Raw genomic sequence first — 13,077 nt, 5'->3', positions numbered from 1 at the left:
CGCCATGGCCCGACCGATCCAGATCAACGCCCCGCGGACCCCGCCGTACAAGCTGGCCGGGGTGGCGCTCCTGGTCGTCGGCGCCCTGGCGCTGGCCTTGGTGTACGGGCAGTTCCGCGGAGGTTTCACCCCCAAGACCGAGTTGACGATGTTGGCGGCGCGGGCTGGGTTGGTGATGGATCCGGGTTCGAAGGTGACTTATAACGGGGTGGAGATCGGCCGGGTGGGGTCGATTTCGGAGACGGTGCGTGATGGGAAGCCGGCGGCGAAGTTCGTTTTGGAGGTGTATCCGCGCTACCTGAAGCTGATTCCGTCGAATGTGAATGCCGATATCAAGGCGACGACGGTGTTCGGTGGCAAGTATGTGTCGTTGACGACGCCGGCCAATCCGTCGCCGCAGCGGATCTCGCCGCACACGGTGATCGATGCGCGCTCGGTGACGACGGAGATCAACACGTTGTTTCAGACGATCACTTCGATCGCGGAGAAGGTTGATCCGGTCAAGCTGAATTTGACGTTGAGTGCTGCGGCGCAGTCGTTGACGGGTTGGGGAGAAGTTCGGTCAGTCGGTGACGAACGCCAACGCGTTGCTCGATGATGTGAATCCGCAGATGCCGCAGGCGCGCAAGGACATTCAGCGGTTGGCGGCACTCGGAGACACCTACGCGAACGCGTCGCCGGATCTGTTCGACTTTTTGAACAATGCGGTGGTCACCGCGCGCACGATCAACGCCCAGCAAAAGGATTTGGATCAGGCGTTGTTGTCGGCGGCCGGGTTCGGCAATACGGGTGCGGAGTTGTTCAACAAGGGTGGGCCGTATCTGGCGCGCGGCGCCGAAGACCTGGTGCCCACAGCGCAGCTGCTGGACACCTACAGCCCCGAGCTGTTCTGCACCGTGCGCAACTACCACGACATCGAGCCCAAGGCCTCGTCGTTCCTGGGCGGCAACGGCTACTCGCTGGTCGCCCACACGCAGGCGCTGTCCGGGCTGGGGCTGGTCGCCAACCCGCTGTCGCTGGTCGCCGTCGCGGCGCTCACGCTCGGGCTCGGCGCCACGGCCGGACTGGTCGGCGGCGCGCCCAACCCCTACGTCTACCCGGAGAACCTGCCGCGGGTGAACGCCCGCGGCGGCCCCGGCGGCGCGCCGGGCTGCTGGCAGCCGCTCACCCACGACCTGTGGCCCGCACCGGAGCTGGTGATGGACTCCGGTAACAGCCTCGCGCCGTACAACCACCTGGACACCGGATCGCCGTATGCGATCGAGTACGTCTGGGGCCGCCAGGTAGGGGATAACACGATCAACCCATGAAAATCACCGGAACCCTTGTCAAACTCAGCATCTTCTCGGTGGTGCTGCTGATCTTCACCGTGATGATCATCGTGGTGTTCGGTCAGATGCGCTTCGACCGCACCAACGGGTACACGGCGGAGTTCACCAACGTCAGCGGCCTACGCGCGGGCCAGTTCGTCCGCGCCTCGGGGGTCGAGGTCGGCAAGGTCGACAAGGTTGAGCTGATCGACGGTGGCAAGCGCGCGCGGGTGAAATTCAACGTCGACCGCTCAATCCCGCTCTACCAGTCGACCTCCGCCCAGATCCGCTACCTCGACCTGATCGGCAACCGCTACCTGGAACTCAAGCGCGGCCAGGGCGAGGGCGCCGACAAGGTCCTGCCGGCCGGTGGGTTCATCCCGTTGTCACGCACCCAGCCGGCGCTGGACCTCGACGCGCTGATCGGTGGATTCAAACCGCTGTTTCGGGCGCTGGATCCGCAAAAGGTCAACACCATCGCGTCATCGCTGGTGACCGTGTTCCAGGGCCAGGGCGGCACCATCAACGACATCCTCGACCAGACCGCGCAACTGACCACCCAGCTCGGCGAGCGCGACCAGGCGATCGGCGAGGTCATCAAGAACCTGAATATCGTGCTGGACACGACGGTTCGGCACCGGCAGCAGTTCGACCAGACCGTCAACAACCTCGAGGTGCTGATCACCGGGCTCAATAACCACCGCGACCAGCTGGCCGGCGGGATCGCTCACATCAGCAACGCCGCCGGAACGGTTGCCGATCTGCTGGCCGAGGACCGCGGACTGCTGCACAAGACGATCAACTACCTCGACGCCGTGCAGCAGCCGCTGATCGACCAGCAGGACCAACTGCAGGACTACCTCAAGAAGGTGCCGACCGCGTTGAACATGATCGGGCGCGCCATCGGGTCCTACGGGGACTTCGTGAATTTCTACGCCTGCGACATCACCCTGAAGATCAACGGTCTGCAGGCCGGTGGTCCGGTCCGCACGGTCCGGCTGTTCCAGCAGCCGACGGGTAGGTGCACGCCGCAATGAGAACGCTGGAACCACCCAACCGGGTCCGCATCGGGCTGATGGGCATCGTCGTGACGATCCTCGTCATCGGTGTCGGGCAGAGCTTCACCAGCGTCCCGATGCTGTTCGCCAAGCCCAGCTACTACGGGCAGTTCACCGACACCGGGGGCATCAACTCCGGTGACAAGGTGCGCATCGCCGGCGTGGACGTCGGCAAGGTGGAGGGCCTCAAGATCGACGGCGACCACATCCTGCTGAAGTTCTCCATCGGGACCAGCACGATCGGCACCGAGAGCCGGCTGGCGATCAAGACCGACACCATCCTCGGCAAGAAGATCCTCGACATCGAGGCCCGCGGCAACCAGCCGCTGCGGCCCGGGGCGACGCTGCCGATCGGCCAGAGCACCACGCCCTACCAGATCTACGACGCGTTCTTCGACGTCACCAAGGCCGCCCAGGGCTGGGACATCGACACCGTCAAGCAGTCACTGCACGTGCTGTCGCAGACCATCGACCAGACCTACCCGCACCTGAGCCCGGCCCTCGAAGGGGTGGCCAAGTTCTCCGACACCATCGGCAAGCGCGACGAAGAGGTCAAGCACCTGCTTGCCCAGGCCAACCAGGTGGCCAGCGTCCTCGGTGACCGCAGCGATCAGATCGACCGGGCACTGGTCAACGCCAACACGCTGCTGGCCGCCTTCAACGAGCGCGGCCAGGCCATCAACGCCCTGCTCGCCAACGTCGCGGCGTTCTCCGAACAGGTCAAGGGCCTGATCAACGACAACCCGAACCTGAACCACGTGCTGGAACAGCTGCGCACGGTCAGCGACATCCTGGTGCAGCGCAAAGACGACCTGGCCAACGGTTTCACCGAGGTCGGCAAGTTCCTGCCGTCCCTGAACGAGGCCATCGCCTCGGGACCGTTCTTCAAGGTGGTCCTGCACAACCTGGCCCTCTACCAGATTTCGCAGCCATGGGTCGACGCCGCCTTCAAGAAGCGCGGCATCGATCCGGAGAACTTCTGGCGCAGCGCCGGGTTGCCGGCCTACCGGTTCCCCGACCCCAACGGCACCCGGTTCCCCAACGGTGCGCCGCCGCCGGCGCCGCCGGTGCTCGAGGGCACGCCCGATCACCCGGGTCCGGCGGTGCCGCCGGGGTCTCCCTGCTCGTACACGCCGGCGGCCGACGGGATTCCCCGTCCGGACAACCCGCTGCCCTGCGCGGGTGCGACGTCCGGGCCGTTCGGCGGGCCGGGCTTCCCGGCGCCGGTCGACGTGATGACGTCGCCGCCAAACCCCGACGGTCTGCCGCCCACGCCGGGCATCCCGATCGCGGGCCGCCCGGGCGATCCGCCTCCCGACGTTCCGGGAACACCGGTGCCGTTGCCGACGCAAGCGCCGCCGGGTGCCCGCACCGAGAACCTCGCGCCGGCCGGACCGCCTCCGCCGCCGTCGACGTTCGCGCCGGGACTTCCGCCGGGACCGCCGGCGCCACCCGGGCCGGGCAACCAGCTGCCGGCACCGTTCATCAACCCCGGCGGAGCCGGAGGCAGTGGCGCAGCCGGGGGAGGTAGCCAGAATTGAGCACCATCTTTGATATCCGGAACATCCGGCTACCGAAGCTGACCCGGGCATCGGTAATAATCGGATCGCTTGTGATCATCTTGGCGCTCGTCGTCGGCTACGTCGGCTGGCGGCTGTACGAGAAGCTGAGCAACAACACCGTGGTGGCCTACTTCCCGGCGGCCAACGCGCTCTACCCGGGGGACAAGGTCCAGATCATGGGCCTGCGGGTGGGCGCGATCGACAAGATCGAGCCGGCCGGCGACAAGATGAAGATCACCTTCCACTACGAGAACAAGTACCGGGTTCCGGCCAACGCATCGGCGGTGATCCTCAACCCGACCCTGGTGGCGTCGCGTGCCATCCAGCTCGAGCCCGCCTACAAGGGCGGTCCGGTGCTGGCCGACAACGCGGTGATTCCCGAAGAGCGCACCCAGGTGCCGGTGGAGTGGGACCAGCTGCGCAACAGCATCACCAACATCATCTCCAAGCTGGGCCCGACACCCGAGCAACCGAAGGGCCCGTTCGGTGAGGTCATCGAGTCCTTCGCCAACGGGCTCGCAGGCAAGGGCAAGCAGATCAACAACACGCTGAGCAGCCTGTCGCAGGCGCTGACCGCGCTGAACGAGGGTCGCGGCGACTTCTTTGCGGTGGTGCGCAGCCTGGCGCTGTTCGTCAACGCCCTGCACCAGGACGACCAGCAGTTCGTCGCGCTGAACCAGAACCTGGCGGATTTCACCACGCGGCTCGCGCATTCCGACGACGACCTGGCCAACGCGATCCAGCAGTTCGACAGCCTGCTCACCACCGTGCGGCCCTGGCTGGACAAGAACCGCGGCGTGCTGACCTACGACATCAAAAACCTGGAAACCGTGACGAACGCGCTGCTGCAACCGGATCCGCTGAACGGGCTGGAGACCGCGCTGCACGTGCTGCCGACGGCCGCGGCGAACATCAACCAGATCTATCACCCGTCGCACGGTTCGGTGGTCGCCATCCCATCGATCACCAACTTCGCGAACCCGATGCAGTTCATCTGCAGCGCGATCCAAGCCGGCAGCCGGTTGGGCTACCAGGAGTCGGCCGAACTGTGTGCGCAGTACCTCTCGCCGATTCTCGACGCGATCAAGTTCAACTACCCGCCGTTCGGCTTGAACCTGTTCAGCACGGCCGAGACGCTGCCCAAGGAGGTCGCCTACTCCGAGGATCGGCTGCACCCGCCGAACGGGTACAAGGACACCACCGTCCCGGGCATCTGGGTGCCGGACACCCCGACGTCGCACCGCAACACCCAGCCGGGCTGGATTGTCGCGCCGGGCATGCAGGGCCAGCAGGTCGGGCCGATCACCGCGGGCCTGATGACCCCGGACTCGCTGAGTGAGCTGATGGGCGGCCCGAACATCGCGCCCGTCCAGTCGAACCTGCAGACCCCGCCGGGCCCGCCGAACGCCTACGACGAGAACCCGATCGTGCCGCCCATGGGGCTGAACGCGCCCGTGCCGATCCAGCCGCCACCGCCGGGGCCGGACGTGATCCCGGGACCGGTCGCTCCGACGCCGGCGCCGGTGGCCGCGCCCGCCCCCAACGCGGGCGGCCCGGCAGCACCCGCTGACTTTGGAGGTGGGCAGTGAGGGGCGCGACGAGCAAGCCGAACCGTCGGACCGCACGGGGCGCGCTGCGGGTGATCCGCCGCCGGTCCTGGCAAGGGCTGACGTTGCTGATCGCCGCGGCCGTGCTGAGCTCGTGTGGCTGGAAGGGCATCTCCAACGTGTCGATCCCGGGTGGGCCGGGCAGCGGCTCGGGGGCCATGACCATCTACGTGCAGGTGCCCGACACCCTGGCGATCAACGGCAACAGCAAGGTGATGGTCGCCGACGTGTTCGTCGGCTCGATCAAGGCCATCCAGTTGAAGAACTGGATCGCCACCCTGACGCTCGGCGTGGACAAGAACGTCAAGTTGCCGAAGAACGCCATCGCCAAGATCGGCCAGACCTCGCTGCTGGGCTCTCAGCACGTCGAGCTCGCCGCGCCACCGAACCCGTCGCCCGTGCTGCTGCGCAACGGCGACACCATCCCGCTGAAGAACTCGTCGTCGTATCCCACGACCGAGCAGACGCTGGCCAGCCTGTCGCTGATCCTGCGTGGGGGCGGCATCCCGAACCTCGAGGTGCTGCAGAACGAGGTCTACAACATCTTCAATGGGCGCGCCGACCAGATCCGGGCCCTGCTGGGCAAGCTGGACACCTTCACCAGCCAGCTCAACCAGCAGCGCGACGACATCACCCACGCCATCGACTCCACCAACCGGCTGCTGACCTACGTGGGCACCCGGGCAGACGTCCTGGACCGGGTGCTCACCGAGATCCCGCCGCTGGTCAAATACTTCGCGGACAAGGACTATCAACAGCATTTGATCAACGCCGTCGACTCGGTGGGACGCCTCAGCCAGGCCGCCGACCAGTACCTGTCGGAGGCGCGCGGGCCGCTGCACACCGATTTGCAGGCGCTGCAGTGCCCGCTCAAGGAACTCGGCCGGGCCTCGCCGTACCTGATCGGCGCGCTGAAGTTGATCCTTACGCAGCCGTTCGACATCGACACGGTCCCGAAGATCTTCCGCGGCGATTACATCAACATCTCGCTGACGCTCGACCTGACCTACAGCGCAGTCGACAACGCGTTCCTGACCGGAACCGGACTGTCGGGAGCTCTGCGGGCGCTCGAGCAGTCGTTCGGGCGCGATCCGGAAACGATGATCCCGGACGTGCGCTACACGCCGAACCCGAATGACGCGCCGGGCGGACCGCTTGTGGAAAGGGGGGACAGGAATTGCTGACTCCCTTCATCCGGCGCCAGCTGATCGCCTTCGGGATCCTGACCGTGATCTCGCTGCTCGTGCTCGGGGTGTACTACCTGCAGATCCCGAGCCTGGCGGGCATCGGCCGTTACACGCTGAAGGCGGACCTGCCCGCCTCGGGCGGGCTGTATCCCACGGCCAACGTGACCTATCGCGGTATCACCATCGGCAAGGTCACCGACGTCGAGCCGACCGAGCGCGGCGCCCAGGCGACGATGAGCATCGACAGCCGCTACAAGATCCCGATCGATGCGACGGCCAACGTGCACTCGGTGTCGGCGGTCGGTGAGCAGTATCTGGATCTGACCTCGAGCGGAAACCCCGGCAAGTACCTGGCGGACGGACAGACCATCACCAAGGGCACCGTGCCCGCCGAGATCGGGCCGGCCCTGGACACCGCGAACCGCGGCCTGTCCGTGCTGCCCAAGGACAAGATCGGCCAGCTGCTCGACGAGACGGCGCAATCCGTCGGCGGATTGGGCCCCAACCTGCAGCGGTTGGTCGACGCCACGCAGGCCATCGTCGGTGATTTCAAGAACCAGATGACCGACGTCAACGACATCATCCAGAACTCCGGTCCGGTGCTGGACAGCCAGGTCAAATCGGGTGACAACATCGAGCGGTGGGCGCGCAACCTGAACAGGCTGGGCGCGCAGTCCGCGCGGGAAGATCCACACCTGAAAAGCATCCTGCGCCAGGCGGCGCCGACGGCCGACCAGGTGAACTCAGTCTTCAACGACGTGCGGGATTCGCTGCCGCAGACGCTGGCCAACCTCGAGGTCGTCTTCGACTTGCTCAAGCGGTACCACACCGGCGTCGAGCAGGTCCTGGTGTTCCTCCCGCAGGGTGCGTCGATCGCCCAGACGGTGGCCGCGCCGTTCCCCAACATGGCCGCTCTGGACCTGGCGCTGTCGATCAACCAGCCGCCGCCCTGCCTGACCGGCTTCATTCCGGCGTCGGAATGGCGGTCCCCGGCCGACACCAGCATCCAGCCGCTGCCGACGGGGACGTACTGCAAGATCCCGATGGACACCCCGGCGAACAGCGTGCGCGGATCGCGCAACATCCCGTGTACGGACATTCCGGGCAAACGGGCCGCGACTCCGCGGGAATGCCGTGACCCCAAGCCGTATGTGCCGGCGGGTACCAACCCCTGGTATGGCGACCCCAACCAGATCCTGACCTGCCCCGCGCCGTCGGCGCGCTGTGACCAGCCGGTGAAGCCGGGCATGGTGATCCCCGCGCCGTCGGTGGACAACGGGCTGAACCCGGCACCCTCGGACCGGGTTGCGGGCACACCCCCGCCCACCAGCGATCCGTTGTCCCGGCCGGGGTCGGGTACCGTGCAGTGCAATGGCCAGCAGCCCAACCCGTGTGCATACAAACCCAGCGGGCCTCCCTCGGCGATCTACAGTCCCCAAAGCGGTGAACTGGTAGGGCCAGACGGGGTTAAATACTCCGTCGAGAACTCGACCAGAACAGGAGACGATGGATGGAAGGAGATGCTGGCACCAGCCGGCTGAACCCCATCGACACGGATGATTCGTTGACCACCCAGGACAAGAACGAGGATTCGACGGCACCCGAGAACGGAGCCGAGCAAACCGGTCCGCAGGATGCCTCCGAGGACCCGGTGGAATCCACCGACGGTGCTGCCGACGTCGACCCCGACCGGTCCGAGTCCGACGGCGATGCCGAGGATGACGCGGAATCCGGCCCGCCCGCGGTGGCCGTACCGCGCGGCCCGTCCCGGGTGGGCCGCGGCTGGCTGGTCGGCATCGCCGCGGTGCTGGTGCTGTGCGCCGGCGGCATCGGAGTCGGCGGCTACCTCGCGTTGCACTACCACCACGAAAGCCAACGGATCACCCGCAACGACGCCGCGGCGCTGAAGGCGGCGATGGAGTGCGTCGCGGCGACCCAGGCGCCGGACACCAACGCGATGACCGCGAGCGAGCAGAAGATCGTCGAGTGTGGCACGGACGCGTTCCGCTCGCAGGCGCTGCTGTACACCAGCATGCTCGTGCAGGCATATCAGGCCGCGAACGTCCACGTTCAGGTGTCGGATATGCGGGCGGCGGTGGAGCGCAACAACCCCGACGCCTCGATCGACATCCTTGTCGCGATGCGCGTCAAGGTGGCCAGCGACCAGAATCAGAGCGAAGCCGGGTACCGGCTGCGCGTGAAAATGGCGTTCGCCGAGGGCCAGTACAAGATTTCGAAGCTCGACCAGGTGACGAAGTGACGGTGGTGGTCGAACAGACTGCGCCCACAGCAATCCAGGAGTCACCGCGGGAAGCCTTGGCGCCCTGGCCTTCTCGTGTCAGCGCGTTCGCCGTCGACGCGCTGCCGGGCATCGCCGTCATCACCACGATGGCGTTGGTATTGCGGACGGTGCCGGCCCACGGCGTGTGGTGGTGGCTTGCGATTTCCGTCCTCGGCATGGTCACGCTGCTGGTGCTGGTCAACCGGTTACTGCTCCCGGTGATCGCCGGCTGGAGCCTGGGGCGCGCGCTGGTGGGTGTCGCGGTGACGCGGCGCACCGGTGACGCGCCGGGACCGTGGACCCTGCTGCTGCGGGACTTATTGCACGTGCTCGATATAGCGTCGATTGTGGGATGGCTTTGGCCCCTGTGGGATTCACGCCGCCGTACCTTCGCCGACATGCTGGCGCGCACCGAAGTGCGCCGCGTCGAACCAAACACGGCGCCGGCCCACATCCGGCGCTGGAGCGCGATCGCGGTGTCCAGCGCGGTGGTGCTCTGCCTGGCCGGGGTCGCGATGAGCTTCTTCGTGGTGTACTCCACGGACCGGGCGACCGATCAGACCCGCGCCCAGATCGCCACGCAGGGGCCGAAGATCGTTGCCCAGATGCTGACGTATGACCCCAAGTCGCTGCACGACGATTTCACGCGGGCGCTGTCGCTGGCGACCGACAAATACCGATCCCAGCTGGCGGCCCAGCAGGACTTGGTGCAGAAGGGGCACCCGGTCATCAACGAGTACTGGGTCACCAACAGCTCGATCGAATCGGCGGGCCCGGATCGGGCGACGATGTTGCTGTTCATGCAGGGCCGTCGCGGCACCGGTCCCGAGCAGCGCTACATCAGCGCCACGGTGCGGGTGAACTTCGTTAAGGGCAGCGGAAACGCTTGGCGCGTCGACGATCTCAACGTGCTGACCAAGCCGAAGCAGCCCGGGGGCGGCAAATGAGCCCGCGGCGCAGGTTCGTGCCCGGCGAGCGGTCCCTGCTCATCACGCGCCCGGTCGAAGCGCGCCGGCCATGGCTGGTGCCGCTCGGCGGCACGGTGGCCGCGGTGCTCATGGTGGCGGCGATCACGGCCTGCGCGCTGATGCTCGTCTCGCATGAAACCCGGGCCCGGACCACGGCGAGGGACCGCGAGGTGGTCAGTTACGTGAGCGGGTTCATGACGCAGTTCATATCCATCGACCCCTTTCACGCCAACGACTACGTGAACCGGATATTGGCCCAGGCGACCGGTGACTTCGCCAAGCAGTACCAGAAGAACGCCAACGAGATCCTGCTCCAGGTCGCCCGCGCCGAACCGGCCACCGGCAGCGTCCTGGACGCCGGCCTGGAGCGATGGAATGACGATGGCAGCGCAAACGTCATGGTGGCCACGGCAATCACCACCAAGTCGCCGGATGAAAAGCAGGTGTTGGAGAACGCCAATCGTTGGGCGGCGACCGCGACGCGGGAAGGGAACCAGTGGAAGATCAGCAACCTGCAGCAGGTGATGTGACCGCCGAGGAGAACCCAGCCGCCCCCGACGACGAGGCGACTGGTGCGGCAAAGGGCGACGGCACGGATCCCGGCGCCGAAAAAGCCGAAGCGACAACCGAATTCGAGGGCGCGGCCGGCGCTGATGCCGAGGGCACGGACGAGGGCACGGAGCAGGCCACGGATACGCCGCCGGCCGACGGTGCACGCAAGAAGCGGCGCGCCGGCAAGGCCTGGGCCGTCGTCGCCATGATTGCCGCCCTGCTGTTCGTCGGGTCCGCGGCGTTCGCCGGCGCGATGGTGCAGCCGTACCTGGCCGACCGGGCCAACGCCGCAACGAAACTCAACGTCGCGCGGACCGCCGCCAATGCGATCACCACGCTGTGGACGTACACGCCGGAGAACATGGACACGCTCGCCGATCGGGCATCGCACTATCTCAGCGGCGATTTCGAAGCGCAGTACCGTAAGTTCGTCGACGCGATCGTAGCCCCCAACAAGCAGGCCAAGGTCACCAACAGGACCGAGGTCACCGGTGCGGCGGTCGAAACGCTCGACGACCAGAACGCCGTGGTCATCGTCTACACCAACACGACGTCCACCAGCCCGCTGACCAAGAACGTGCCGTCACTGAAGTACCTGTCCTACCGGCTGTTCCTGAAACGTTCCAACAGCCGTTGGTTGGTGACCAGGATGACGACGATCACCTCGCTGGATTTGACGCCAAAAGTTTAGCGACGGCAGCGGGCGGCGTCGAAATATACTGCACCGCATGGCCGTCACGTCACCGGTATCGCAACGATGGACCGTTGCAGCGCTGCTGCTGTTGACCTTCGCCACAGGATTGGCCGACTCGATCAGCATCTTGGCGCTCGGCCACGTGTTCGTAGCCAATATGACCGGAAACGTCATCTTCCTCGGATTCTGGCTGGCTCCGAGCACCACGGTCGACCTCAACGCAGTCGCGGTGGCACTGCCGACCTTCGTCTGCACCACGATCGTCAGCGGCCGGTTATCACGGCATCTCGGGGACCGCACGCGAGCGTGGATCACCACGGTGCTGTCGACCGAAATCGTGCTGCTGATAGCGCTGTCGATCCTGGCGGGCACGGGAGTGCTGCGCTATCAAGGGACTTCGAAGCTGGTCCTGATCGGTATGCTCGCGGTGACCTTCGGCTTGCAGCACTCGAGTGCACGCCAGTTCGGCATTCGGGAGCTCTCCACCACGGTGCTGACGTCGACGATCGTCAGCCTCGGACTGGACAGCCGCCTGGCCGGCGGCACGGGCGAACGCGAAAGGCTGCGCGCCGGCGTGGTCGCCACGATGTGCGCCGGGGCCTTCTTCGGCGCGACGATGTCGAGATACGTGATCGCCCCGGTGTTCGTGGTCACCGCGGCGGTGATCGCGACGAGCCTGCTGATCTTCTGGTTCGGCCCCCCGGCGACGAAACCCGCTGCGGCCGTGGCTAGTTGAACGCCAACCAGCTGGGTAGCGCCCGCTCGTGTGAATCACACAGCACCTGTCGGGTGTCGCACGATCCCCGCGGTGATCCCGCGCCGGCCCACATGCCCCCGGTGTCGCGGCGCAGCACGATCGCCGACGAGCCACCGCCGTCGAGCAGCACGGCGTTGTCGCTGCCCAGGCCGCGGAACAGATCCTGCATGTTGTCCGGGGTGTAGTTGCCGCCCTCGAAGATGTACATCTCGTCCTTTTGCCTGGCGTAGGCCAAAGCCGTCCGGGCCGCGCTCGGTCCGCCGTCGTGCAGCTGTCCGGTGTTGCCCGGCGCCAGCAGTCCGATGCCCGACACCGCGACGAACTTCTCGTTCTTGTTGAGCAGGTCGGCGACCACCGGCGTGGCGGCGTCGTAGTCGCTCTTTGTCCTGGGCCACACCACATATGGGGCACCACCGGATGGCAGGACCATGGTCGACAGCGCGCTCCAGCTCTCACCCCCACCGGAGAGGCCCTGCTTGCCGGGGTAGGCGACGGTACCGGTGACGGCCTGGTTGGCGCGGCCCTGTCCCTGGGTGTTGTCGACGAAGGCGCCCAGCGGTGAGCTGCAGCCGGTCTGCCGCCACGAGCCGCCCTTTTGCCCGCGGACGTCAAAGAAGTTGGCATTGATCGCGATGGTCGGCTGGCCCATGCGCTGCCACGCCTGCAGTGGTGCGTAGAGTTCCGAGGCCTGCCAGAGCCCCTCGCCGGTGCGCGCCCCCGGGTTGTTCTCGCAACGGGCCTGATCGCCCCGGTGCGTGTCGACCAGCAGGTGGGGTGACAGGCGTCCCGCCGCGTTCTTGATGATCATCAGGTGCCCGCCGTTATTCATCTCGTACCAGCTGCCACCGGCGTTGAGCATCGGCGCGGGATGGCCGGGACCGAAGTTGTAGACCAGGTAGGAGCCGCGGGTGCTGCCGATGGCGTTGGCCAGCAGGTCGCGGCCGTCGGCGGCCCGCGCGAGGGGCTGTCCCGACGTGATCGCCAGCGTGAAGCACGCAACGAGGGCGGCGCAGCACGCGGTCAGGCGGCGGAAGCTGGCGCGTCGGGTCAGCACGATAGCCCTTTCCGCCCTGAACTGAATGCAACAGAAACATCATCAGC

General features: G+C 66.6%; 11 protein-coding genes and 1 pseudogene. 11 read left to right on the top strand and 1 reads right to left on the bottom strand.

Annotated elements, in window-relative coordinates; genetic code table 11:
• The first annotated feature begins 4 nt into the window (after nucleotides 1–4).
• The 11 genes and pseudogenes from G6N50_RS18420 to G6N50_RS18370 all read left to right on the top strand — a co-directional run bounded on the left by G6N50_RS18420 (nucleotide 5) and on the right by G6N50_RS18370 (nucleotide 11,955).
• Nucleotides 5–1,310 (top strand): annotated as a pseudogene (locus G6N50_RS18420) (MCE family protein).
• The gene (locus G6N50_RS18415; RefSeq protein WP_083097591.1) at nucleotides 1,307–2,347 is read left to right on the top strand and encodes a virulence factor Mce family protein; all 1,041 of its coding nucleotides are present in this window, start codon (nucleotides 1,307–1,309) and stop codon (nucleotides 2,345–2,347) included. The pseudogene G6N50_RS18420 and the gene G6N50_RS18415 overlap by 4 nt, the downstream one beginning before the upstream one ends.
• A complete protein-coding gene (locus G6N50_RS18410; protein WP_083097593.1) occupies nucleotides 2,344–3,909 on the top strand; it encodes a virulence factor Mce family protein in 1,566 nt (521 codons plus the stop codon). Before G6N50_RS18415 ends, G6N50_RS18410 begins: the two co-directional genes overlap by 4 nt.
• A complete protein-coding gene (locus G6N50_RS18405; protein WP_083097595.1) occupies nucleotides 3,906–5,519 on the top strand; it encodes a virulence factor Mce family protein in 1,614 nt (537 codons plus the stop codon). The genes G6N50_RS18410 and G6N50_RS18405 overlap by 4 nt, the downstream gene beginning before the upstream one ends.
• A gap of 44 nt (nucleotides 5,520–5,563) precedes the next feature.
• Nucleotides 5,564–6,721, top strand: a complete 1,158-nt coding sequence (locus G6N50_RS18400; protein ID WP_083097715.1) for a virulence factor Mce family protein — start codon at nucleotides 5,564–5,566, stop codon at nucleotides 6,719–6,721.
• Entirely contained in the window at nucleotides 6,715–8,265 is a 1,551-nt protein-coding gene (locus G6N50_RS18395) for a virulence factor Mce family protein (RefSeq protein WP_083097597.1), read from the top strand. Before G6N50_RS18400 ends, G6N50_RS18395 begins: the two co-directional genes overlap by 7 nt.
• Nucleotides 8,235–8,984, top strand: coding sequence for an Mce protein (locus G6N50_RS18390; protein ID WP_083097599.1), 750 nt, complete (start codon nucleotides 8,235–8,237; stop codon nucleotides 8,982–8,984). Before G6N50_RS18395 ends, G6N50_RS18390 begins: the two co-directional genes overlap by 31 nt.
• On the top strand, nucleotides 8,981–9,952 hold the full coding sequence (locus tag G6N50_RS18385) for an RDD family protein (protein WP_083097601.1): 972 nt from the start codon (nucleotides 8,981–8,983) through the stop codon (nucleotides 9,950–9,952). Before G6N50_RS18390 ends, G6N50_RS18385 begins: the two co-directional genes overlap by 4 nt.
• Nucleotides 9,949–10,503, top strand: a complete 555-nt coding sequence (locus G6N50_RS18380) for a mammalian cell entry protein (protein ID WP_083097717.1) — start codon at nucleotides 9,949–9,951, stop codon at nucleotides 10,501–10,503. The genes G6N50_RS18385 and G6N50_RS18380 overlap by 4 nt, the downstream gene beginning before the upstream one ends.
• Entirely contained in the window at nucleotides 10,470–11,216 is a 747-nt protein-coding gene (locus G6N50_RS18375) for a mammalian cell entry protein (protein WP_083097603.1), read from the top strand. Before G6N50_RS18380 ends, G6N50_RS18375 begins: the two co-directional genes overlap by 34 nt.
• A gap of 37 nt (nucleotides 11,217–11,253) precedes the next feature.
• On the top strand, nucleotides 11,254–11,955 hold the full coding sequence (locus G6N50_RS18370; protein WP_083097605.1) for a YoaK family protein: 702 nt from the start codon (nucleotides 11,254–11,256) through the stop codon (nucleotides 11,953–11,955).
• On the opposite strand, the gene G6N50_RS18365 is transcribed toward G6N50_RS18370, so the two are convergent.
• Nucleotides 11,948–13,057, bottom strand: a complete 1,110-nt coding sequence (locus tag G6N50_RS18365) for a phosphodiester glycosidase family protein (protein ID WP_142275675.1) — start codon at nucleotides 13,055–13,057, stop codon at nucleotides 11,948–11,950. The two genes, G6N50_RS18370 and G6N50_RS18365, sit on opposite strands and share 8 nt — an antisense overlap.
• Between the last annotated feature and the right edge of the window lie 20 nt (nucleotides 13,058–13,077).

It is taken from the genome of Mycobacterium mantenii, assembly GCF_010731775.1.
Classification (GTDB): Bacteria; Actinomycetota; Actinomycetes; order Mycobacteriales; family Mycobacteriaceae; genus Mycobacterium; species Mycobacterium mantenii.
This window is presented reverse-complemented; position numbering and strand designations above follow the sequence as displayed.